The 23825-nt window shown below is 74.0% G+C and carries 22 protein-coding genes; all 22 read left to right on the top strand.

All coding sequences use genetic code 11. From position 1 onward, the window contains the following. Positions 1–34: 34 nt before the first annotated feature. The 22 genes from metK to tyrS all read left to right on the top strand — a co-directional run bounded on the left by metK (position 35) and on the right by tyrS (position 23273). Positions 35–1216 (top strand): methionine adenosyltransferase, encoded by a 1182-nt coding sequence (gene metK, locus DFQ13_RS28185; RefSeq protein ID WP_084175435.1) that lies wholly within the window; start codon positions 35–37, stop codon positions 1214–1216. A 109-nt stretch (positions 1217–1325) separates the two neighbouring features. Further along, entirely contained in the window at positions 1326–1793 is a 468-nt protein-coding gene (locus DFQ13_RS28180) for a DUF5313 family protein (RefSeq protein ID WP_181400179.1), read from the top strand. 31 nt (positions 1794–1824) lie between these two features. After that, the gene (locus DFQ13_RS28175) at positions 1825–3870 is read left to right on the top strand and encodes a primosomal protein N' (protein ID WP_110081968.1); all 2046 of its coding nucleotides are present in this window, start codon (positions 1825–1827) and stop codon (positions 3868–3870) included. A gap of 89 nt (positions 3871–3959) precedes the next feature. Then, positions 3960–4505, top strand: coding sequence for a peptide deformylase (gene def / locus DFQ13_RS28170; protein ID WP_035280965.1), 546 nt, complete (start codon positions 3960–3962; stop codon positions 4503–4505). Next, positions 4505–5434 (top strand): methionyl-tRNA formyltransferase, encoded by a 930-nt coding sequence (fmt, locus tag DFQ13_RS28165; RefSeq protein ID WP_035280966.1) that lies wholly within the window; start codon positions 4505–4507, stop codon positions 5432–5434. Before def ends, fmt begins: the two co-directional genes overlap by 1 nt. Next, positions 5431–6900: an RsmB/NOP family class I SAM-dependent RNA methyltransferase gene (locus DFQ13_RS28160; RefSeq protein WP_052020966.1), complete on the top strand. Its 1470-nt coding sequence runs from the start codon at positions 5431–5433 to the stop codon at positions 6898–6900. Before fmt ends, DFQ13_RS28160 begins: the two co-directional genes overlap by 4 nt. Then, positions 6901–7401, top strand: coding sequence for a flavoprotein (locus DFQ13_RS28155; RefSeq protein WP_035280967.1), 501 nt, complete (start codon positions 6901–6903; stop codon positions 7399–7401). It abuts the gene before it with no gap. A gap of 35 nt (positions 7402–7436) precedes the next feature. Beyond that, positions 7437–8411, top strand: a complete 975-nt coding sequence (locus tag DFQ13_RS28150; RefSeq protein ID WP_110081967.1) for an asparaginase — start codon at positions 7437–7439, stop codon at positions 8409–8411. A gap of 128 nt (positions 8412–8539) precedes the next feature. After that, a complete protein-coding gene (locus tag DFQ13_RS28145) occupies positions 8540–9739 on the top strand; it encodes a cytochrome P450 (protein ID WP_233438610.1) in 1200 nt (399 codons plus the stop codon). Between the two features lie 15 nt (positions 9740–9754). Further along, positions 9755–10402: a TetR/AcrR family transcriptional regulator gene (locus DFQ13_RS28140; protein ID WP_110081965.1), complete on the top strand. Its 648-nt coding sequence runs from the start codon at positions 9755–9757 to the stop codon at positions 10400–10402. A 32-nt stretch (positions 10403–10434) separates the two neighbouring features. Further along, the gene (argC, locus tag DFQ13_RS28135) at positions 10435–11454 is read left to right on the top strand and encodes an N-acetyl-gamma-glutamyl-phosphate reductase (protein WP_110081964.1); all 1020 of its coding nucleotides are present in this window, start codon (positions 10435–10437) and stop codon (positions 11452–11454) included. Next, positions 11451–12629: a bifunctional glutamate N-acetyltransferase/amino-acid acetyltransferase ArgJ gene (gene argJ, locus DFQ13_RS28130; RefSeq protein WP_110081963.1), complete on the top strand. Its 1179-nt coding sequence runs from the start codon at positions 11451–11453 to the stop codon at positions 12627–12629. The genes argC and argJ overlap by 4 nt, the downstream gene beginning before the upstream one ends. Continuing rightward, on the top strand, positions 12626–13513 hold the full coding sequence (gene argB / locus DFQ13_RS28125; protein ID WP_035280978.1) for an acetylglutamate kinase: 888 nt from the start codon (positions 12626–12628) through the stop codon (positions 13511–13513). Before argJ ends, argB begins: the two co-directional genes overlap by 4 nt. Then, entirely contained in the window at positions 13510–14700 is a 1191-nt protein-coding gene (locus tag DFQ13_RS28120) for an acetylornithine transaminase (protein ID WP_035280980.1), read from the top strand. The genes argB and DFQ13_RS28120 overlap by 4 nt, the downstream gene beginning before the upstream one ends. A gap of 3 nt (positions 14701–14703) precedes the next feature. Further along, on the top strand, positions 14704–15624 hold the full coding sequence (gene argF, locus DFQ13_RS28115; protein ID WP_035280982.1) for an ornithine carbamoyltransferase: 921 nt from the start codon (positions 14704–14706) through the stop codon (positions 15622–15624). Continuing rightward, positions 15621–16142, top strand: coding sequence for an arginine repressor (locus DFQ13_RS28110; RefSeq protein ID WP_035280983.1), 522 nt, complete (start codon positions 15621–15623; stop codon positions 16140–16142). The genes argF and DFQ13_RS28110 overlap by 4 nt, the downstream gene beginning before the upstream one ends. Continuing rightward, positions 16135–17328, top strand: coding sequence for an argininosuccinate synthase (locus tag DFQ13_RS28105; RefSeq protein ID WP_110081962.1), 1194 nt, complete (start codon positions 16135–16137; stop codon positions 17326–17328). Before DFQ13_RS28110 ends, DFQ13_RS28105 begins: the two co-directional genes overlap by 8 nt. 81 nt (positions 17329–17409) lie before the next feature. Next, the gene (gene argH / locus DFQ13_RS28100) at positions 17410–18837 is read left to right on the top strand and encodes an argininosuccinate lyase (protein WP_110081961.1); all 1428 of its coding nucleotides are present in this window, start codon (positions 17410–17412) and stop codon (positions 18835–18837) included. Beyond that, positions 18834–19541 carry an SGNH/GDSL hydrolase family protein gene (locus tag DFQ13_RS28095; RefSeq protein WP_110081960.1) on the top strand — a complete coding sequence of 236 codons (708 nt, stop codon included), beginning with the start codon at positions 18834–18836 and terminating at the stop codon, positions 19539–19541. Before argH ends, DFQ13_RS28095 begins: the two co-directional genes overlap by 4 nt. Before the next feature lie 51 nt (positions 19542–19592). Then, a complete protein-coding gene (locus DFQ13_RS28090; RefSeq protein ID WP_035280991.1) occupies positions 19593–20231 on the top strand; it encodes a DNA-3-methyladenine glycosylase in 639 nt (212 codons plus the stop codon). A gap of 38 nt (positions 20232–20269) precedes the next feature. Continuing rightward, positions 20270–21967 carry a hypothetical protein gene (locus DFQ13_RS34170; protein WP_181400178.1) on the top strand — a complete coding sequence of 566 codons (1698 nt, stop codon included), beginning with the start codon at positions 20270–20272 and terminating at the stop codon, positions 21965–21967. Between the two features lie 22 nt (positions 21968–21989). Then, on the top strand, positions 21990–23273 hold the full coding sequence (gene tyrS / locus DFQ13_RS28080; RefSeq protein ID WP_110081959.1) for a tyrosine--tRNA ligase: 1284 nt from the start codon (positions 21990–21992) through the stop codon (positions 23271–23273). Positions 23274–23825: the final 552 nt, after the last annotated feature.

Here is a 23825-nt window from a genome sequence, read left to right as displayed (position 1 = left end):
GGGATATCGCGTGAGTGAGAACAACGGCCTGCGGCTGTTCACCTCGGAATCGGTCACTGAAGGCCACCCGGACAAGATCTGCGACGCGATCAGCGACTCCATCCTCGACGCCCTGCTGACCGAGGACCCCCGCTCCCGGGTCGCCGTGGAGACCCTCGTGACCACCGGCCAGGTGCACGTCGCGGGCGAGGTCACCACCTCGGCGTACGTCGACATCCCCGCCATCGTCCGGGGCAAGATCCTGGAGATCGGCTACGACTCCTCGGCCAAGGGCTTCGACGGCAACTCCTGCGGCGTCAACATCGCCATCGGCGCGCAGTCCCCGGACATCGCCCAGGGCGTCGACACCGCGCACGAGACCCGCGTCGAGAACGCCTCGGACGAGATCGACAAGCAGGGCGCGGGCGACCAAGGCCTGATGTTCGGCTACGCCTGCACCGACACCCCGGAGCTGATGCCGCTGCCGATCGCGCTGGCGCACCGGCTGTCGCGGCGGCTGACCAAGGTCCGCAAGGACGGCGTGCTGCCGTACCTGCGCCCGGACGGCAAGACCCAGGTCACCATCGAGTACGACGGCGACCGGGCGATCCGCCTGGACACCGTCGTCGTGTCCTCCCAGCACGCCGAGGGCGTGGACCTGGAGAAGCTGCTCGGCGTCGACGTGCGCGAGCAGGTCGTGCTGCCCGAGATCGCCGACCTGGAGCTGGACACCTCGAACGTGCGGCTGCTGGTCAACCCGACCGGCCGCTTCGTCATCGGCGGTCCGATGGGTGACGCGGGCCTGACCGGCCGCAAGATCATCGTCGACACCTACGGCGGCATGGCCCGCCACGGCGGCGGCGCGTTCTCCGGCAAGGACCCGTCGAAGGTCGACCGCTCGGCCGCCTACGCGATGCGCTGGGTCGCCAAGAACACCGTCGCCGCCGGTCTCGCCGACCGCGTCGAGGTGCAGATCGCGTACGCGATCGGCAAGGCCGCCCCGGTGGGCCTGTTCGTGGAGACCTTCGGCACCGAGAAGGTGGACCCGGCGAAGATCCGCTCGGCCATCGGCGAGGTGTTCGACCTGCGCCCGGCCGCGATCATCCGCGACCTGGACCTGCTGCGCCCGATCTACGCCCCGACCGCCGCGTACGGCCACTTCGGCCGCACCGACCTCGACCTCCCCTGGGAGAACACCGACCGCGCCGAGCAGCTCAAGAAGCTCGCCGCGGGCTGATCCAGCGCGTTCGCCACGGGCCGCCACCGGGTACTCCGGTGGCGGCCCGTGGCACGTCCGGTGCGGGTGCCGTCCGGTGCCGTCCGCGGGCGAGGAGGAGGATTGCGCCATGGGTGAGCCGAGCACCGCGGCCGGACCGGTCCGGTTCCGCCGCCCCGACCCGCTGCGCTGGCTGTGGTACGCCGTGGGCGGCACGCTGCCCGCGCGCAACCGGCCGTGGGTGCTGTGGGACCTGACCTGCCGCACCTGGGTGCTGCGGCACTTCGCCAGGGTGCTGGTGCTGTTCCTGCCGTTCTGGCTGCTGCTGCTGGTCCCCGGCCCGTCCTCGCTGCGCTTCTCCATGGTCGCGCTGGCCTACGTCACCGGGCTGTACTTCTCGCTGTCGTTCCTGGAGGACGCGTGCGAGCGGCGGCTGGTCAAGCACGGTTTCCCGCCCGGCCTCAACCGCCGCATCCGCGAGGAATCCGCCCGCCGCGACCGCGCGGAGATCGCCGAGCTGTACGTCGCCTACTACCTCGACGCGGAACCGGCGGCCGACCCGGAACGCGGGCCCCGGCACGACCCCCGAGCCGACTGACCGTCGGTCGGGTCTGGTAGACCAACCGGTCATGGCCACCTCCGACGCGAGCGCGAACGCGCTGTTCGAGGTGCCCGCGGAACCCCCCGCACCGGCGGCGAAACCGGCCAGGGGCGTCCAGTCGCCCGCCGCCGAGCTGCCCGTGGCGCGGGTCTGCGTGGACGTGCCGCTGGCCCACCTCGACCGCCCCTACGAGTACCTGGTGCCCGTCAAGTCCGACGCCGACGCGGTGCCCGGTGCCCGGGTGCGGGTCCGCTTCGCGGGCAAGCCGGTCGACGGGTACCTGCTGGAGCGGGTGGCTGAGGCCGAGCACCGGGGCAAGCTCCAGTTCCTGGAGCGGGTGGTGTCGCCGGAACCGGTGCTCGCCCCCGAGGTGGCGCGGCTGTGCCGGGCCGTGGCCGACCGCTACAGCGGCACCCTGACCGACGTGCTGCGCTTCGCCGTCCCGCCCCGGCACGCCAGGGTCGAGGCCGAGGAGCCGCCAGAGCCGTCGCCGGTCCCGGCCCGCCCGGCGGCCACCGCCTGGGGGGAGTACCGCCGCGGCCCGGCGTTCCTCGACGCGGTGCACGCGGGCAAGCAGGCGCACGCGGTCTGGCAGGCGCTGCCGGGGGAGGACTGGCCCGCCCGGCTCGCCGAGGTCGCCGCCACCGCCGCCGCGGCGGGCCGGGGCGCGGTCGTCGTCGTGCCCGACCACCGGGACGTGGCCCGGGTGCACGCGGCGTGCGTGGCGCTGGTGGGGGAGGCCGCGGCGGTCGCGCTGTCGGCCGACCTGGGGCCCGCCAAGCGGTACCGCGCCTGGCTGGCCGTGCGCCGCGGCAGCGCCAGGATCGTGGTCGGCACCCGGGCCGCGGCGTACGCGCCGGTGGTCGACCCCGGGGTGCTGGTGGTGTGGGACGACGGCGACGACCAGCACGCCGACCAGCGCGCCCCCTACCCGCACGGGCGCGACGTGCTGATCACCCGGGCCCGGCTGTGCGGGGCCGGGGTGCTGGTGGCCGGGTTCGCCCGCACCGCCGAGGCGCAGTTGCTCCTCGACTCCGGCTGGGCCGCCGAGGTCGCCGCCACCCGCGCCAGGGTCCGCGCCGCCGCGCCCAGGGTCACCGCGCTGGGCGAGCACGACAGCCAGCTCGCCCGCGACCCCGCCGCCCGCACCGCGCGCATCCCCACGGTCGCCTTCGACGCGGTCCGCGCCTCGCTGCAGGCCGGGTACCCGGTCCTGGTCCAGGTCCCGCGCCGGGGCTACGTGCCCGCGCTGACCTGCCAGGACTGCCGCGCCCCGGCCCGCTGCCGCCGCTGCGCGGGCCCCCTGCACGTCCCCGACACCGGCCCCCCGGCCTGCCGCTGGTGCGCGGCCACGGAAGCCAACTACCGCTGCACCGCGTGCGCCTCCCGGCGGCTGCGCGCGGTCGTGGTCGGCGCGAAGCGCACGGCGGAGGAACTGGGCCGCGCGTTCTCCGGCTTCCCGGTCCGCACCTCCGGCGCCCGCGACGTGCTGTCCACTGTGGATGACCGCCCGGCGCTGGTGGTGGCCACCCCCGGCGCGGAACCCCTGTCCCCCAAGGGCTACGGCGCCGCCCTGCTGCTCGACGGCTGGGCGATGCTCAACCGCGCCGACCTGCGGGCGGCCGAGGAGGCGCTGCGGCGGTGGATGACCGCCGCCGCCCTGGTCCGCCCGGCCACCGACGGCGGGCGGGTGGTGGTGCTGGCCGACTCGTCCATCGCCCCGGTGCAGGCCTTGGTCCGCTGGGACCCGGCCTGGCACGCGGGCGTGGAACTGGCCGCCCGCACCGAACTCGGCTTCCCCCCCGCCGTCCGCATGGCCTCGGTCGACGGCGCCCCCGACGCCGTCGCCCGCCTCCTGGGCGAACTGGCCCTCCCCCCCACCGGTGAAGTCCTCGGCCCGGTCCCCCTCGGCGACCCGGACTCACCCACCCCGCGCGAACGGGCCCTGGTCCGGGTGTCCCGCGCCGAGGGCAAAGCCCTGGCCGACGCGCTGACCACGGCGCAGAGCCTGCGCGCCACCCGCAAGGACCCCGACCCGCTGCGCGTCCAGCTCGACCCGCTCGACCTCATCTAGCGCCCGCGCGGGCGCGGCTCCGGAGCCGCGCCGGGGGCGGCATAGACTGGACCGACCGACCGCCCGCGAGCAGTGAGTGAGGGAGTCCCGTGACCGTCCAGCAGATCCGGTACTTCGGTGACCCGGTGCTGCGCACCCCGGCCGCCGAGGTGGTCGACTTCGACCGCGAGCTGCACAACCTGGTCCGCGACCTGTGGGACACCATGGAGCGGCAGGGCGGCGCCGGACTGGCCGCGCCGCAGTTGGGCGTGGGGCTGCGGGTGTTCACCTACCACTGCGGCGAGGCCGAGGGCCACATGGTGAACCCGGTGTGGACGGCGCTGGACGACGAGGAGCAGGACGGGCAGGAGGGCTGCCTGTCCATCCCCGGCCTGTACTGGGACTGCGTCCGGAAGAAGAACGTGGTCGCCCGCGGCTGGAACATGCACGGCGAGCCGGTGGAGGTGCGGGGCAGCGACCTGCTGGCGCGCTGCATCCAGCACGAGACCGACCACCTCGACGGCGTGCTGTTCCTCGACCGCCTCGACGAGACCACCCGCAAGCAGGCGATGAAGGAGATCCGCCGGGCCGACTGGTTCGACGGCGCGGTCCCCACCCTCAAGCAGAGCCCGCACCCGCTGTTCGGGGCGCGCTGATGCGGCTGGTGTTCGCGGGCACCCCCGAGGTGGCGCTGCCGTCGCTGCGCGCCCTCATCGGGTCCGACCGGCACGAGGTCGCCGCCGTGGTGACCCGCCCGGACGCGCCGTCGGGCCGCGGTCGCACCCTGCACCGCTCCCCGGTCGGCGCGCTGGCCGACGAGCACGGCATCGAGGTGCTGACCCCGGCGAAGGCGTCCGACCCGGTGTTCCAGGCGCGGCTGCGCGAGATCGCGCCCGACGCCTGCCCGGTGGTGGCCTACGGCGCGCTGCTGCCGCAGTCGGCGCTGGACATCCCGGTGCACGGTTGGATCAACCTGCACTTCTCGGTGCTGCCCGCCTGGCGCGGCGCGGCCCCGGTGCAGGCGACCGTGCGCTCCGGCGACGAGTTCGCCGGGGCCAGCACCTTCCGCATCGTCAAGGCGCTCGACGCGGGTCCGGTGTTCGGCGTGCTGACCGACCCGGTCCGCCCCGACGACACCGCGGGCGTGCTGCTCGACCGGCTCGCCGAGTCCGGCGCCGGGCTGCTGCTGGCCACCCTGGACGGCATCGAGGACGGCTCGTTGACCGCGGTGGAGCAGCCCGCGGACGGCGTCAGCCATGCTCCCAAGATCACCGTCGAGGACGCGAAGGTCGACTTCGCGCTGCCCGGCATGGCCGTCGACCGGCTGGTCCGCTCGGTCACCCCGGAACCGGGGGCCTGGGCGGAGTTCCGCGGCGAGCGGATCAAACTCGGTCCGGTCACCCGCGACGCGGTGGAGGCCGAACTCAAGCCCGGCGAACTCCTCGTCGAGCGCAAGCGCGTCCTCGTCGGCACGGCCACCTGGCCGGTGCGCCTCGGCGAGGTCCAGGCACAGGGCAAGAAGCGGATGCGGGCCACCGACTGGGCCCGCGGCACCCGTATCGAGGCAGGAGAACGGCTGACGTGACGCAGCCCGGCAAACGTCCATACCGCCCCAAGTCCGGGGCCCCGGCGAAGGGCGGCCCCGCGCGGCCCGCGCGCCCCCGCGGCGCGCACCCCCCGCGCAAACCGGACGGCCCCGCGCGCCCGCCCGCCGAGGACGCGGCCCGCCGCGCCGCGCTGGACGTGCTGCGCGCGGTCCGCGCCGACGACGCCTACGCGAACCTGGTGCTGCCCAAGCTGCTGCGCGACCGCCGCATCTCCGGCCGCGACGCCGGGCTGGCCACCGAGCTGGCCTACGGCGCCTGCCGGGCCCGCGGTCTGCTCGACGAGATCATCGGCGAGTGCAGCGCCCGCCCGCTGTCCGAAGTGGAGCCCGAGCTGCTCGACGCGCTGCGGCTGGGCGCCTACCAGTTGCTGCGCACCCGCATCCCGGCGCACGCCGCCGTGACCTCCACTGTGGACCTGGTGCGCGCCGACCTGGGTTCGCGGGTCACCGGCTTCGCCAACGCCGTGCTGCGCAAGATCTCCGAGCGCGACGAGAACGCCTGGCTGGCCGCGCTGGCCCCCGACCCGGTCACCGACCCGGTGGGCAACCTCGCCGCGCGCACCGCGCACCCGCGCTGGATCGCCCGCGCGTTCGCCGACGCCCTGGGCAGCACCGGCGACGAACTCGGCGACGCGCTGCGCGCCGACGACACCCGCCCGCTGGTGCACCTGGTGGCCCGGCCGGGCGAGGTCAGCGCCGAGGAACTGGCCGCGATGACCGGCGGCGACCCCGGCCCGTACTCCCCGTACGCGGTGCACCTCGACCCGGGCTCGGGCGACCCCGGCGCCCTGGAACCGGTGCGGGAGAAGCTCGCCGCGGTGCAGGACGAGGGCAGCCAGCTCTGCGCCCTGGCCCTGACCAGGGCCCCGCTGGAGGGCCCCGACCTGGCCTGGCTGGACCTGTGCGCGGGCCCCGGCGGCAAGGCGGCGCTGCTCGGCGCGCTGGCGGCCATCAACGGCGGCACCCTCGACGCGGTCGAGCAGGCACCGCACCGGGCGCGGCTGGTCGAGCAGAGCACCGGCGGCCTCCCGGTCACCGTCCACGTCGCCGACGGCCGCGACCCCGGCCTGGCGGCGGGCGGTTTCGACCGGGTGCTGGTCGACGCGCCGTGCACCGGGCTGGGCGCGCTGCGCAGGCGCCCGGAGGCCCGCTGGCGCAGGCAGCCCTCCGACGTCGGCGACCTGACCAAGCTCCAGCGCGAACTGCTCACCAGCGCCCTCGACCTGGTCCGGCCGGGCGGGGTGGTGGCCTACGTCGTGTGCTCGCCGCACCTGTCGGAGACCGAGGGCGTGGTGTCTGCGGTGGCCCGCAAGACCGGGGCCACCGTCCTCGACGCGCGCGGCGCCTTCCCGGACGTCCCCGGGCTGGGGGAGGGGCCGTACGCGCAGCTCTGGCCGCACCGCCACGGCACCGACGCCATGTTCTGCGCCCTGCTGCGCCGGTAGATGCCGACCCTGGGCCTGGTCGCCTCCGCCTGCGGCGGCGCCGAGAAGCGGCTGCTGCCGGAGGTGGCCGAACCCGCGGTGCGCCGCGGGTGGCGGCTGGCGGTCACGTTCACCCCCACCCTCGGGCGGTGGATGGACGCGACCGGGGCAGGCGCGCGGCTGGCCGCGCTGACCGACCTGCCGGTCCGGCACGAGCCGAGGCTGCCGACCGAACCCAAGCCGTACCCGATGCCGGACGCGTTCCTGTTCGTGCCCGCCTCGGCCAACTCGGTGGTCAAGCTGGCGCTGGGGATCGCCGACAACCAGGCGCTCACCGCGCTCAACGAGGCCATCGGCACCCCGGGCGTGCCGGTGGTCGTCGCCCCGCAGGCCGCCGCGGCGCCCCGGGCGCACCCGCTGTGGGAAACCCACCTGGCGGTGCTGCGCTCGGCCGGGGTGCGGCTGGTCGACCCGGTCGAGGGCCCGTGGACCACCCTGCTGGACCTGCTCGACGCCGGGTGATCGGTGGGACCCGCCCAACCCCTACCGTGGGGGCCATGAGCCGCATCGTCGTCCTCGGCATGGGCGGGACCATCGCCATGTCCCCCAGCGCGTCCGGCGGCGTGGTGCCCGCCCTGGACGCCTCGGCGCTGATCGCCGCCGTGCCGGAACTGGCCGCGCACGACATCACCGCCCGCACGCTGCGGTCGCTGCCGAGCCCGTCGGTCGGGTTCGACGACCTGGCCGCGCTGGCCGAGGCGGTGCGCGCCGAGGTCGACGGCGGCGCCGACGGCGTGGTCGTCACGCACGGCACCGACACCCTGGAGGAGTCGGCGTTCCTCCTCGACGCCACCCTGGACCCGGGGGTGCCGGTCGTGGTCACCGGCGCCATGCGCCACCCCACCGCCCCCGGCGCGGACGGCCCGGCGAACCTGCTGGCCGCCGTCACCGTCGCCGCGCACCCCGACGCCCGCGGCCTCGGGGTGCTGGTCGTGCTGTCCGACGAGGTGCACGGCGCCCGCTTCGTCCGCAAGACGCACACCAGCAGCACCGCCGCGTTCGCCTCACCGGGCGCCGGTCCCTACGGCATCCTCGTCGAGGGCGAGCCCCGGCTGCGCCGCGTTGACCCGGTGTCCCCTCGGCTGCCGGTGCCCGCGACCGCCACCCCGCCACGGGTCGGCCTGGTCACGGTCTCCCTCGGCGACGACGGCGAACTGCTCCGGCACGCCGCCCCCGCCCTGGACGGGCTGGTGCTGGCCGGGCTCGGGGCGGGCCACGTGCCCGAGGTGATGGTGCCCGCGGTGGCCGAGACCGCCGCCAGGGTCCCGGTCGTGCTCACCTCCCGCACCGGCGGCGGCTCGGTGCTGCGGACCACCTACGGCTACCCCGGTTCCGAACGCGACCTGCTGGCCCGCGGCCTGGTCCACGGCGGTTTCCTCGACCCGGCCAAGGCCCGCGTCCTGCTGCACCTGCTGCTGGCCGACGGCGCCGACCGCGCCCGGGTGGAGGCCGCCTTCGCCGCCTACCGGTAGCCGGGCAGCCGGGGGAGCGGGGGCACCCGTTCGGCCGCGTCACTCGTTCGTCGGATGACCCCGCATGTGATAGCTCGCTATCGTTTGCGCCGGGGGGAACTCCCCAACCGCTCATTCGGGAGGTCGGAGTGACACAGGCACCAGAGCTGCCGCTGCACATGCGGCGGACGGGCTTCCAGCTCGGCGACGAGCTGACCGGGCTGCGCGAGGGCGAGGGCATCCGCAAGGTCGACACCTTCCTGGGCCTGTCGGCCTGGCTGGTCACCCGCCAGGCCGACGTGCGCCGGGTCATGGGCGATCCGGCGACGTTCTCCAACGACCTCAACGCCCGGGGCCTGTCCCCGCTGGGGTTGGACCTCGGCGAGGAGGAGCTGAAGGTCATGCGGGCGGGCAACCTGCTCGGCTTCGACCCGCCGGACCACACCCGGCTGCGCAAGATCCTCGCGGGCGAGTTCACCGTGCGGCGGATGCGCAGGCTCGAACCCCGCGTCGCCGACATCGTCCGCGACCACCTCGACGCCATGGAGCGCAAGGGCGCCCCGGCCGACCTGGTGGCCGACTTCGCGCTGCCGATCCCGTCGCTGGTGATCTGCGAACTGCTCGGCGTGCCGTACTCCGAGCGCGAGGACTTCCAGGCGCGCACCGGCAAGCTGCTCGACGTCAGCCTCCCGGCGCAGGAGCGGATCGCCGAGTCGCGGCGGATGCGCGAGTTCATGAAGGGGCTCATCGCCAGGGCCCGCACCGAACCCGGCGACGACCTGATCGGGATGCTCCTGCGCGAACACGGCGACGACCTGGGGACCGAGGAACTCGCGGGCCTGTGCAACCTGCTGCTCATCGCGGGCCACGAGACCACCGCGAACATGCTCGGCCTGGGCACCCTGGCGCTGTTGCGGCACCCGGAGCAGTTGGCCCTGCTGCGCGCCGAGCCGGAGCGCTTCGACAACGCCATCGAGGAACTGCTGCGCTACCTGAGCATCGTGCACGCCAGCACGATGAAGTACGTCACCGAGGACACCGAGATCGCGGGCCAGGCCGTCTCGGCGGGTGACCTGGTGATGTGCTCGCTGCCCGCCGCCAACCGCGACGACGCCGTGGTCTCGGACCCGGAGTCGCTCGACGTGACCCGCGCGGACACCACGCACGTGGCCTTCGGCTACGGCATCCACCACTGCCTGGGCGCCCCGCTCGCGCGGATGGAGATGCGCACGGCGTTCCCCGCCCTGATCGAGCGGTTCCCGAACCTGCGCCTGGCCCCGGGGGTGGACCCGGCGTTCCGCTCCTTCAGCGTCGTCTACGGCGTTCTCGCCCTCCCGGTCGAGTGGTGAGCTAGCTTTCCCGGGGTGTCCGCCCAGCCGCGCCGCGCCGACGCGCGCCGCAACCTCGACCGCGTCGTCCGCGCGGGCATCGCCGCGTTCGAGGACCTGGGCGACACCCCGTCGCTGGAGGAGGTGGCCCGCCGCGCCGGGGTGGGCATCGCCACCGTGTACCGCCTGGTCGGCGGCCGGGAAGGCCTGGTCAGGGCGGCGTTCGAGGCGTTCTTCGCCGAGGAGATCGAACCGCTCGCCCTGACCGCCCGCACCGCCGCCGACCCCTGGCGCGCCCTCACCCACGCCCTCGCCGCCACGGTCGAGCGGATGGCCGCCCACCGCGTGCTGCTCGCCGCCGCCCACCGCTCCGGCGCCGTCTCCGTCGACACCGCCGAGCGCTACCTCGGCCCGCTGGCCCACGCCCTCGCCGCCGCCCAGCACGCCGGGCAGGCCCGCCCGGACCTGCTGGTCCGCGACCTGGCCGCCATCGTGGTCATGGCCCTGGCCACCACCCACCCCGGTGACCCGGACGGCCTCGACCGCCGCCGCTACCTGGCCCTCCTCCTCGACGGCGCCCGCCCCGGCACGCGGCCACCGCAGCCCCTGCCCCCACCCGCCCCGCGCCCTGCCCCGGCGCGGGCCGCGGCGCAAGCCGATCAACATCACTCGAAAGAGGTTTGAGTGAACTTGCACCGGCGTGCATAATCATCCACATGACAGTCCGGATCGCGGTCGCAGGCGCCAGTGGCTACGCCGGTGGTGAGCTGCTGCGGCTCCTCCTCGCCCACCCCGAGGTCGAGATCGGCGCGCTCACCGCGGGCGGCAACGCCGGTTCCCCCCTCGGCGAGCACCAGCCCCACCTGCTCCCGCTCGCCGACCGCGTCCTGCTCGACACCACCGCCGAGACCCTCGCCGGGCACGACGTGGTCTTCCTCGCCCTGCCGCACGGCCGCTCCGCCGAGATCGCCGCCCAGCTCGGCCCGGACACCCTGGTCGTGGACTGCGGCGCCGACCACCGGCTGACCGACGCCGCCGCCTGGACCCGCTGGTACGGCGGCGAGCACGCGGGTTCCTGGCCCTACGGGCTGCCCGAGCTGCCCGGCGGCCGGGAGGCCCTGGTCGGCACCAAGCGCGTCGCGGTCCCCGGCTGCTACCCGACCGTCAGCTCCCTCGCCCTGGCGCCCGCCGTCGCGGCCGGGATCATCGAGGACGACGTCACCGTCGTCGCGGTCTCGGGCACGTCCGGCGCGGGCAAGAGCAGCAAGCCGCACCTGATCGGCTCCGAGGTCATGGGTTCGCTCAGCGCCTACGGCGTCGCGGGCGCGCACCGGCACACCCCGGAGATCACCCAGAACCTCAGCGCGGTGGCGGGCCGCAGGATCGGTGTCTCCTTCACCCCGGTCCTGGCCCCGCTGCCGCGCGGCATCCTCGCCACCTGCTCGGCCCGGCTCACCTCCGATGAGGACCCGCGCGCGGTCTACGAGGAGGCCTACGCCGACGAGCCGTTCGTGCACCTGCTGCCCGAGGGCCGCTGGCCGACCACCGCCGCCGTCCTGGGCTCCAACGCCGTGCAGTTGCAACTGGCCGTCGACCCGGACCTGCGCAGGCTGGTCGTCGTCGCCGCGGTCGACAACCTGACCAAGGGCACGGCGGGCGCCGCCGTGCAGTCCATGAACATCGCCATCGGCCTGCCGGAGACGACCGGCCTGTCCACCGTGGGAGTAGCGCCATGAGCACCGACCGGAAGCAGGGTGTCGCGGCGGCGGGGGGGTTCCGCGCGGCCGGGATCGCCGCGGGCATCAAGCCCAACGGCAAGCCCGACCTGACCCTGGTGGTCAACGACGGCCCGGCGGCGGTCGCCGCGGGCGTGTTCACCCGCAACAAGGTCAAGGCCGCGCCGGTGCTGTGGTCGCAGCAGGTGCTCACCACCGGCAGCCTGCGGGCGGTCGTGCTCAACTCCGGCGGCGCCAACGCCTGCACCGGCCCCGGGGGGTTCCAGGACACGCACGCCACCGCGGAGAAGGTCGCCGACGTGCTCGGCGTCGGCGCCATCGACGTGGCGGTCTGCTCCACCGGCCTGATCGGCGAGCGGCTGCCCATGGAAGCCGTGCTGACCGGCGTGGAGACCGTCGCGAAAGCGCTTGCGCACGGGGCGGACGCCTCGCTCGACGCCGCGACCGGCGTGCTGACCACCGACTCGCACCCCAAGCAGACCGCGCTCGCCCACGCGGGCGGCTGGACCGTCGGCGGGTTCGCCAAGGGCGCTGGCATGTGCGCGCCGAACATGGCCACCATGCTCAGCGTGGTCACCACCGACGCCGCCGTCGACCAGGCCACCGCGGACGCCGCCCTGCGCGCCGCCGTGGAGGGGACCTTCAACCGCCTCGACGTCGACGGCGGCACCTCCACCAACGACACGCTGCTGCTGCTGGTCTCCGGCGCGTCCGGGGTCACCCCGGGCGCCGAGGAGTTCACCGCCGCCCTCACCGAGGTCTGCGCCGACCTCGTCGCCCAGCTCCAGGCCGACGCGGAGGGCGTCACCAAGCACGTGGCGGTCAAGGTCACCGGCGCGGCCACCGACGCCGAGGCGGTCGCGGTCGCCCGCACGGTCGCCCAGGACAACCTGTGCAAGACCGCCTTCTTCGCCGGGGACCCCAACTGGGGCCGGATCGCCATGGCCGTCGGCAACGCGCCCACCGAGTTCGACCCGGCGGACCTCGACATCACCATCAACGGCGTTCCCGTCTGCCGGGCGGGCACCGGCGTCGGCGACCGGCTGGCGGCGGACATGTCCGGGTTGGACATCCTCGTCGAGGTCGACCTGCACGCGGGCCCCGGAACCGGCACCATCCTCACCACCGACCTGTCGCACGCCTACGTCGAAGAGAACAGCGCGTACTCCTCATGACCACGCCCACCCAGAAGGCGGCCATCCTCGTCGAGGCCCTGCCGTGGCTGCGGCGGCTGCACGGCGCGCTGGTCGTGGTCAAGTACGGCGGCAACGCCATGGTCGACGAGGACCTCAAGCGCGCCTTCGCCGAGGACGTGGTGTTCCTGCGGCTCGCGGGCCTGCGCCCGGTCGTGGTGCACGGCGGCGGACCGCAGATCAGCGCCATGCTCAAGCGGCTCGGCATCCCCGGCGAGTTCAGGGGCGGCCTGCGGGTCACCACCCCGGAGACCATGGACGTGGTCCGCATGGTGCTCGTCGGGCAGGTCAGCCGGGAACTGGTCGGGCTGATCAACCAGCACGGCCCGCACGCGGTCGGCATCTCCGGCGAGGACGCGCGGCTGTTCACCGCCGAGCGGCGCACCACCACCGTCGACGGCGAGGTCGTCGACCTGGGCCAGGTCGGCGACGTGGTCGCGGTCAACCCGGACGCGGTGCTCGACATCGTCCGCGCGGGCCGCATCCCGGTCGTGTCCACTGTGGCCCCCGACGCCGACGGCGTGCCGCACAACGTCAACGCCGACACCGCCGCCGCCGCGCTGGCCGTGGCGCTGGGGGCGCAGAAGCTGGTGGTCCTCACCGACGTCGAGGGCCTCTACGCCGACTGGCCCGACCGGTCCTCGCTGCTGCACGAGGTGCGCGCGGGGGAACTGGCGGAACTGCTGCCGCGCCTGGAGAGCGGCATGGTCCCCAAGATGGAGGCCTGCCTGCGGGCGGTCACCGCCGGGGTGCCCCGGGCGCACGTGATCGACGGCAGGCTGGCACATTCGCTCCTGCTGGAAGTGTTCACCGAGACAGGCGTCGGCACCATGGTGCTGCCGGACCGGGAAGGGGTGCAAGCATGATCACGTCCAACGAGGACGGACAGCGCCGCTGGCGCTCGTCGCTGATGGACAACTACGGCACGCCCGCGCTCACCCTGGTCCGCGGCGACGGCGCGCACGTGTGGGACGCCGACGGCACCCGCTACCTCGACCTGGTCGGCGGCATCGCCACCAACGCCCTGGGCCACGCGCACCCGGCCGTCGTCGAGGCGGTCACCGCGCAGGTCGCCACCCTCGGGCACACCTCCAACCTGTACGTGAACCCGGTCGCGGTCGAGCTGGCCGACGCGCTGCTCGACGTCGCCGGGCTCACCGGCCAGGCGAAGGTCGTGTTCTGCAACTCCGGCGCCGAGGCGAACGAGGCCGCGCTCAAGCTGACCCGGCTCACCGGCCGCACCAGGGTCGTCGCCTGCGAGGGCGCCTTCCACGGCCGCACCATGGGCGCGCTCGCGCTGACCGGCCAGCCCGCCAAGCGCACCCCGTTCGAACCGGTCACCCCCGGGGTCACGCACATCCCGTTCGGCGACCTCGACGCGCTCCGGGCCGCCGTCGACACCGACACCGCCGCGCTGTTCCTCGAACCCGTGCTCGGCGAGGGCGGCGTCGTCCCCGCCCCGGACGGCTACCTCCAGGCCGCCAGGGAGATCACCGCCGCGGCGGGCGCCCTGCTGGTCCTCGACGAGGTGCAGACCGGCATCGGCCGCACCGGCACCTGGTTTGCCTTCCAGCGCGCTGGCGTCACCCCGGACGTCTTCACCCTGGCCAAGGGCCTCGGCGGCGGCCTGCCGCTGGGCGCCTGCGTGGCCGTCGGCGCCGCGGCCGACCTGTTCGCCCCCGGCTCGCACGGCACCACCTTCGGCGGCAACCCGGTCGCCGCCGCGGCGGGCCTGGCGGTGCTGCGCACCATCGCCGCCGACGACCTGCTCGAGCACACCGCCGCCCTGGGCAAGGACCTCGCCGCGGGCATCGAAGAACTCGACCACCCGCTGGTGGCGGGGGTGCGCGGCTCCGGCCTGCTGCTCGGCGTCGTGCTCACCGAGCCCGCCTCCGCCAAGGTCGCCGCCGCGGCGCGCGACGCCGGGTACCTGGTCAACAACGTCCAGCCCGACGTGGTGCGGCTCGCCCCGCCGCTGGTGCTGACCGGCGAGCAGGCCGACGGCTTCGTCGCCGCCCTGCCCGCGATCCTCGACACCGCCCGGGAGGGCTGAGCCATGGTCCGGCACTTCCTGCGCGACGACGACCTGACCCCGCCGGAGCAGCGCGAGGTCCTCGACCTGGCCATCGCCTACAAGGCCGACCCGCTCGCGCACCGCCCCCTGGAGGGCAAGTCGGTCGCGGCGATCTTCGAGAAGAACTCGACCCGCACCCGGCTCTCCTTCGACGTCGGTGTCCACCAGCTCGGCGGCCACCCGGTCATCGTCGACGGCCGCACCATGCAGCTCGGCCGCGAGGAGACCATCGAGGACACCTCCCGCGTCCTGTCCCGCTACGTCGACGCCGTGGTCTGGCGCACCTACGCGCAGAAGCGCATCGAGGCCATGGCCTCGGCCTCCCGCGTCCCGGTGATCAACGCGCTGACCGACGAGTTCCACCCCTGCCAGGTCCTCGCCGACCTGCAGACCATCGAGGAGCGCCTGGGTCGGCTCGCGGGCGTCACCGCCACCTACCTCGGCGACGGCGCCAACAACATGGCCCACTCGCTGCTCCTCGGCGGCGCCACCGCGGGCCTGCACGTGCGCCTGGTCTCGCCCCAGGGCTTCCAGCCCGGTGAGGCCGTCGTGCTCGACGCGAAGAAGCGCGCCACCGAGACCGGCGGCAGCGTCACCCTGTTCACCGACCCGCACGCCGCCGTCGACGGCGCCGACGTGCTGATCACCGACACCTGGGTCTCCATGGGCCAGGAGAACGACGGCCGCGACCGGGTCAGCCCGTTCCGCCCGCTGCAGGTCAACGCCGACCTGCTCGCCCGCGCCGCCGACGGCGCGATCGTGCTGCACTGCCTGCCCGCCCACCGCGGCTGGGAGATCACCGACGAGGTCCTCGACGGGCCCTCCAGCGCGGTCTGGGACGAGGCGGAGAACCGGCTGCACGCGCAGAAGGCCCTGCTGGCCTGGCTCGTGGGGCACCCGTGACCACCACCCGCGCGGCCCGCCAGGCCCGCATCGTCACCCTGATCTCCGAGCGGCCGGTGCACAGCCAGACCGAGCTGGCCCGGCTGCTCGCCGAGGGCGGGGTCGAGGTCACCCAGGCGACCCTGTCGCGCGACCTCGACGAACTCGGCGCGGTGAAGCTGCGCGGGGCCGACGGCGGCGTGCCCGTCTACGTCATCCCCGAGGACGGCAACCCGGTCCGCGGCGTGCAGGGCGGCACGTCCCGGCTCAGCAGGCTGCTCACCGAACTCCTCGTCTCCGCCGAGGGCTCGGCGAACCTGATGGTCCTGCGAACCCCGCCCGGTGCCGCGCAGTTCCTGGCCAGCGCGATCGACCGGGCCGCCCTCGCCGAAATCGTCGGCACCATCGCCGGTGACGACACGATCATGGTCATCTGCCGCGAGCCGGTGACCGGCGCCCGGCTGGCGGACCGCTTCACCGCGATGGCCAGCCGCGGCAACCCAGACTTGGCAAACCAGCAAGGAGAGATCAATGAGTGACAGGGTGGTGCTGGCCTACTCCGGCGGGCTCGACACGTCGGTGGCCATCGGCTGGATCGCCGAGGAGACCGGCGCCGAGGTCGTGGCGGTGGCCGTGGACGTCGGCCAGGGCGGCGAGGACCTCGACACGATCCGCAAGCGCGCGATCGACTGCGGCGCGGTGGAGGCGGTCGTCGCCGACGCCCGCGACGAGTTCGCCACCGAGTACTGCCTGCCCGCCCTGCAGGCCAACGCGCTCTACATGGACCGCTACCCGCTGGTGTCGGCCATCTCCCGGCCGGTGATCGTCAAGCACCTGGTCGAGGCGGCCAAGTACCACGGCGCGACCACCGTCAGCCACGGCTGCACCGGCAAGGGCAACGACCAGGTCCGCTTCGAGGTCGGCATCGGCGCCCTCGCCCCCGACCTCAAGTGCGTCGCCCCGGTCCGCGACTTCGCCTGGACCAGGGAGAAGGCCATCTCCTGGGCCAACGACCGCAACCTGCCCATCGACGTGTCGAAGAAGTCCCCGTACTCCATCGACCAGAACGTCTGGGGCCGCGCGGTCGAGACCGGCTTCCTCGAGGACATCTGGAACGCCCCGATCGAGGACGTCTACGACTACACCGCGAACCCGGCCGAGCCGCGCGACGCCGACGAGGTGGTCATCACCTTCGACAGGGGCGTCCCGGTCGCCATCGACGGCGAGACCGTCACCGTGCTGCAGGCCATCCAGGAGCTCAACCGCCGCGCGGGCGCCCAGGGCGTCGGCCGCCTCGACATCGTCGAGGACCGGCTGGTCGGCATCAAGAGCCGCGAGGTCTACGAGGCCCCCGGCGCGCTCGCGCTGATCACCGCGCACCAGGAGCTGGAGAACGTCACCGTCGAGCGCGACCTGGCCCGCTTCAAGCGGACCGTCGAGCAGCGCTGGGGCGAGCTGGTCTACGACGGCCTCTGGTTCTCCCCGCTCAAGGACGCCCTCGACACGTTCATCGCCGAGACCCAGCAGTACGTCTCCGGCGACATCCGGATGACCCTGCACGGTGGTCGCGCCGTGGTCTCCGGTCGCCGCTCCGACGTGTCCCTGTACGACTTCAACCTGGCCACCTACGACGAGGGCGACGAGTTCGACCAGTCGCTGGCCAAGGGCTTCATCCAGCTCTGGGGCCTCCCCAGCAAGATCGCGGCCCGCCGCGCGCAGCGTTAATCTTCTCCACCCACCCGGCATCGTCCCCGCTCCGTCGGGGACGATGCCGGTTCCCAACCACAACCTCCAGGAAGTCTCACCGTGACCCAGCAGGAACCCACCGCACTCTGGGGTGGGCGGTTCGCCTCCGGACCCGCAGAAGCCATGTCCGCCCTGAGCCTGTCGACGCACTTCGACTGGCGCCTGGCGCACCACGACATCGCCGGGTCCCGGGCGCACGCCCGCGTCCTGCACCGGGCCGGTCTGCTCACCGACTCCGAGCTGTCCGGGATGCTCACCGCGCTCGACCTGCTGGAGAACGACGTCGCGGCGGGCACCTTCACCCCCGTGGTCGCCGACGAGGACGTGCACACCGCCCTGGAGCGCGGCCTGATCGAGCGCGCGGGCACCGAACTCGGCGGCAAGCTGCGCGCCGGGCGCTCCCGCAACGACCAGATCGCCACCCTGTTCCGGATGTGGCTGCGCGACGCCGCCCGGCACCTCTCCGGCGGTGTCCTCGACGTGGTCGAGGCCCTGCTGCACCAGGCCCAGCTGCACCCCGAGGCCCCCATGCCGGGCCGCACCCACCTGCAGCACGCCCAGCCGATCCTGCTCGCGCACCACCTGCTCGCCCACACCCAGGCCCTGCTGCGCGACGTCGACCGGCTGCGCGACTGGGACAAGCGCGCCGCCGTGTCCCCCTACGGCTCCGGCGCCCTCGCGGGTTCCTCGCTCGGCCTGGACCCGGCCGCGATCGCGGAGGAACTGGGCTTCGACGCTCCGGCCGAGAACTCCCTCGACGGCACCTCCTCGCGCGACTTCGCCGCCGAGTTCGCCTTCGCCGTGGCCATGCTCGGGGTGAACCTGTCCCGCATCGCCGAGGACGTCATCCTCTGGTGCACCGCGGAGTTCTCCTACGCGCGGCTGCACGACTCCTGGTCCACCGGCAGCTCGATCATGCCGCAGAAGAAGAACCCCGACGTCGCCGAACTGGCCCGGGGCAAGTCCGGTCGGCTCATCGGCAACCTGGCCGGGCTGCTGGCCACCCTCAAGGCGCAGCCGATGGCCTACAACCGCGACCTGCAGGAGGACAAGGAGCCGGTCTTCGACTCCGTCGACCAGCTCCAGCTCGTGCTGCCCGCCATGGCCGGGATGATCGCCACCCTCGACTTCGACACCGACCGGATGGCCGAGCTGGCCCCCGCCGGGTTCACCCTCGCCACCGACATCGCCGAGTGGCTGGTCCGCCAGGGCGTGCCGTTCCGGGTCGCGCACGAGGCCGCAGGCGACTGCGTCCGCCGCGCCGAGGCCCGCGGCGTCGGCCTCGACGAGCTGACCGACGCCGAGTTCGCCGAGGTCGACCCCGCGCTGACCCCCCAGGTCCGCGAGGTGCTCACGGTGGCGGGCTCGATCGCCTCCCGCGACGCCCACGGCGGCACCGCACCCGCCAGGGTCGCCGAGCAGCGCGACCGCGTCGTGCGCCGGGTCGAGGAGCACCGGTCGTGGGCGGAGCAGGTCATCCGGAAGTGACCCTGCCGACCCGGGTCCTGTTCGTCGGCAACAGCTTCACCTACTTCCACGGCCTGCCGACCCAGCTCGCGGTGCTCGCCCGCCCGGAACGCGCCGTCGAGGTGCGCGCCATCGCCACCGGTGGCGCGCACCTGGCCGCCACCTGGGCGGGCGGCGAACCCACCGCCGCGCTGGCCGAGGGGTGGGACTTCGTCGTGCTGCAAGAGCAGAGCTGCCTCGGTGAAGGCAGCTACGCCGACGGCATCCCGCAGGTGCGCGACCCGGCGGACTTCCACGCCGCGGTCCGCGCGATCGTCCCCGAGGTGGTCGCCGCTGGCGCGAACCCGGTGCTGTACCTGACCGCGGCCCGCCGCGACACCCCGGCGGCGCAGGACCTGCTGAACGCCGCCTACACCGCGATCGCGGGCGAGGTCGGTGCCACGGTCGCCCCGGTCGGCCCCGCCTGGGCAGCCGCCCAGGCCGAACGCCCCGGGCTGCGCCTGCACGAACCCGACGACAGCCACCCCGCCCCCGCGGGCAGCTACCTCACCGCCTGCGTCTTCCTCTCCACCCTGTTCGGCCTGGACCCGCGCGGCAGGCCGGGCACCATCACCGGTCCCCGGGTCGACCCCGACGCGGTTCCCCTCGGCCACGGCACCCTGGTCGACCTCCCGCGCGCCGACGCCGCGTTCCTCCAGCGCACCGCCCGGCAAGCCACCCGATGAGGGGCGTGGCGGACCACCCGATGCGACAATGCACCCGATGAGGCGCACCAGATGAGGCAGTTCACCGAGGCGGAACTCGCCGTCGACCCGGTCGCCGCCGCCCACCTCCTGCTCGGCGCCGTCCTCGAGTCCGACCGCCCCGACGGCACCGTCCGCGTGCGGCTGACCGAGGTCGAGGCCTACCGCGGCGGCGACGACCCCGCGTCGCACTGCTACCGCGGCAAGACCCCGCGCAACGAGGTCATGTTCGGCCCGGCGGGCCACCTCTACGTCTACTTCGTCTACGGCATGCACCACTGCGCCAACGTCGTCACCCTCACCGACGGCGTCCCCGGCGCCGTCCTGCTGCGCGCGGGCCAGGTCGTCGACGGCGAAGCCCTGGCCAGGACCCGCCGCCCCGCCGCGCGCGGCACCACCGACCTCGCCCGCGGCCCCGCCAAGCTCACCGGCGTCCTCGGCCTCGACCGCGCCGACAACGGCCTCGACCTCACCGACCCGGCCTCCCCGGTCCGCCTGCTGGTGGGCGACCCGGTCGCCACCGAGGACATCCGCTCCGGCCCCCGCGTCGGCGTCGCCGCCGCGGTCGACGTGCCCTGGCGGTTCTGGATCGCGGGGGACAAGTCCGTCAGCGCCTACCGACTCGGCGGCCGCCGCCGCAAGCAGGTCCGAACGGACCCATTCCCGACGTAGCCTCACCAACGGCGCCCGCTGTTCGGTACAAGTGGTGCATGGAGCCAGACCCGCAGGCGCACACCGAGCTGAGCGGCACGGTCGACGGCGACGTCGCGATGGTCCGCGACGTGCACGGCAACATCATCTTCAACGCCCCACCCCCCACCCCGGCACCCGCCGCACCCCGGGTCCCCGACCAGCTCCCGCCCGCCACCTGGCACTTCACCGGCCGCGCCGCCGCCCTCGCCGAACTCGACGCCGCCGCCGAGACCGCCACCGCCGTGGTCATCACCGACCCCACCCCGGGCCTGGGCAAGTCCACCCTCGCCGTGCACTGGGCCAGGCTGCGCGCCGACCGCTTCCCCGACGGCAGGCTGCACCTGGACCTGCGCGGCTCCCGGCCCGGCCACGCCCGCCACCCCGCCGACGTCGTCCGCGACGTCCTCGCCGCGCTCGGCGAACCCGCCCACCGCGGCGACGACGCCCAGCTCTCGCAGTACCGCACCCTGCTCAGCAACCGCCGCGTCCTGCTCCTGCTCGACGACGCCCGCGACGCCGACCAGGTCCGACCGCTGCTGCCACCGGGCACCGGCTCGCTCGCCCTGGTCACCGGCCGGGGCAGGCTGGGCGCACTCGCCGCCCGCCCCGTCGCCCTCGGCGACCTCGACGTCGCCGAGTCCACCGAACTGCTCGCCAGGGTCGTCGGCACCGCCCGGGTCGAGGCGGAACGGGCGGCCGCGCACCACCTGGTCCTGTGCTGCGCGGGCCTGCCCGGCGCGCTCGTCGCCGTCGCCACCGCCGCGGGCACCGGCCCCCTCGGCGCGCCTGCCGCCGAACTGGACCGCGACCCCGGCGTCCGCGCCGCCCCCGACCCGCGCACCCGCGCCCAGGCGGTCATCGCCTGGAGCCGCACCCGCGAGGCACCGCACCGCCCGGTCCGCGTGCCCGGCGGCGCCCCCTGGCTGCGCGACCACCGGGTGCTGGCCGTGGTCGCGGCGGTCGCCGCCGCCTGCGTCATCGGCGTCACGTCGGAGTACCTGTCGGACACCCCGTGGTTCGCCGTCCCGTACTACCTGCTGCGCTGCGCGATCCTCGCCGTCGCCGTCGCCTGGATCGGCAAGACCGACCACCGCAGGGTGATCGGGGTGGGCGCCGCGTTCGGCACGGCGGTCAACTTCCTCGCCGACGCCTTCGTCTCGGCCAACCAGAACGGCCGGTTCCTGGTGTGGCTGGAACTGCTCTCGGCGGTGTTCCTGACCGTCCTCCTCGTCCTGCGCGCACCCCGCCTGCGGCCGGACCGGGTGCGCTGGCTCCCGCCCGCGGGCAGACCCGCGGCCATCGCCGTCGGCGCGGGCGTGCTGCTGTGGTTCGTGCTGCTGTTCATCGCCTTCCAGGTCGACGAGTACTACGGCTTCACGACCACGCTCATCCAGACGGGCGGCGCCCTGGGCATGCTGCTGCCCATCGCGGTCGTCGGCGGCCTGGCCCTCTACACCGCCGCCCTCGAACCGCCGGACGACGGCGCCACCCGCTTCGCCGAGGCCGCCGTACTGGCCTACCTCGTGCCCGAGGTCCTGCTGCTGCTCACCAACCTGATCCCGACCGGGGGCACCGCCTACCTCGGGCACGTTGTGCTGTTCCCCGAACCGGTCGCCTGGCTGGTCGCGCTGGAGACCCTTGCCGCCACCGCGATCGCGGGCGGCGTCGGGTGGCTGACCCGGGGCGGAGCGCAAACCCGGTGGTCCCGGCGCTGACGCACCGTGGAGACTGGAGCACGTGAGTGAACACATCCTCGACGAGCTGACCTGGCGCGGCCTCATCGCGCAGTCCACCGACCTCGACGCCCTGCGCAAGGACCTCGACGCGGGACCGCTCACCCTCTACGCCGGGTTCGACCCCACCGCCCCCAGCCTGCACGCGGGCAACCTCGTCCCGCTGCTGATGCTGACCCGCTTCCAGCGCGCCGGGCACCGCCCGATCATCCTGGCGGGCGGCGCCACCGGCATGATCGGCGACCCGCGCGACACCGGCGAGCGCACCCTCAACACCGCCGACGTCGTGGCCGAGTGGGCGGGCCGCATCCGCAGCCAGTTGGAGCGCTTCGTCGACTTCGACGACACCCACGGCGCCGGGACCGCCGCCACCGTGGTCAACAACCTCGACTGGACCGGCAGCACCTCGGTGCTCGACTTCCTCCGCGAGACCGGCAAGCACTTCTCGGTCAACGTCATGCTCGCCAGGGAGACGGTCAAGCGCCGCCTGGAGTCCGACGGCATGTCCTACACCGAGTTCAGCTACCTGCTCCTGCAATCCAACGACTACCTGCGGCTCAACCGCTCCCACGACTGCAAGCTCCAGGTGGGCGGCTCCGACCAGTGGGGCAACATCGTCGGCGGGGTCGACCTCATCCGCAAGGTCGACGGGAAGTCCGCGCACGCGCTGACCGCCCCGCTGGTCACCGACGCCGAGGGCCGCAAGTTCGGCAAGTCCACCGGCGGCGGCAACGTCTGGCTCGACCCGGCCATGACCTCGCCGTACGCCTGGTACCAGTACTTCGTGAACGTCGGCGACGCGGACGTGCTGCGCTACCTGCGGCTGTTCACCTTCCTCGACCGGGAGGAGATCGCCGCCCTGGAGCGCGACACGGCCGAGCGCCCGCAGTTGCGCGCCGCGCAGAAGCGGCTGGCCGAGGAGTTCACCACGCTGGTGCACGGGCGCCGGGAGACCGACCAGGTGATCGCCGCCAGCCAGGCGCTGTTCGGCCGGGGCGAGCTGGCCGACCTCGACGCCTCCACGCTGGACGCGGCCATGGCCGAGGTGCCCGGCGGCAAGGCCCGGCTGGCCGACGGGCCGACCATCGTCGACCTGCTGGTCACCGGCGGCCTGGCCGACAGCCGGGGCGCCGCGCGGCGCACGGTCAACGAGGGCGGGGCGTACGCGAACAACACCAAGGTCACCGACGAGGAGTGGACGCCGTCGAAGGAGGACCTGCTGCACGGCAAGTGGCTGGTCCTGCGCCGGGGCAAGCGCAACACCGCGGGCGTCGAGGTCAGCCCCTGACCGTCACGCTCCGGGGTCGAAACCCGGCCATCCGAGTGGTCCCCGAGGGCCGCCGGTCCGCTCCGGACCGGCGGCCCTCGGTGTTTCCGCAGGTCAGGCCACTTCGGGGTGCTGTGGCGGGGCAGCGGGGAGAAAGTTTGAGTGACGGCGGTCACATTTCCACCGGGATGAGGGTGGGATACGTTGGGTTCAGACCCCGCGCGGGGGTGATGACCTGCGGTTTCTCCCTGCGACGGGCTCCTGGGGGTGCGATTTGACCCCCGGTTGGTCTGCGTGTAACTTTATCCAAGTCAGAGCGACACGGGCCGGGAAAACAACCGGAACGAGCACTGACCGGAGATCACGAACCAAGCTCCCGCCTCGCGGTGGTAGAGTGGGTGAGCTCGAATCAGCAAGACAAAACTTTGACGCAATACCAGCCTCGATGAAGGTCGCTCCGACCGGAGCTTCTGACTGAGATGTGCGTGTGTTGTTTGAGAACTCAACAGTGTGCCGATTTAAGCCAGTAGAGCTTAATATCATGAAACCCTGTCAGGGGTTTCCTTTGAGATG

Source organism: Actinokineospora spheciospongiae (assembly GCF_003182415.1).
GTDB lineage: Bacteria > Actinomycetota > Actinomycetes > Mycobacteriales > Pseudonocardiaceae > Actinokineospora > Actinokineospora spheciospongiae.
This window is presented reverse-complemented; position numbering and strand designations above follow the sequence as displayed.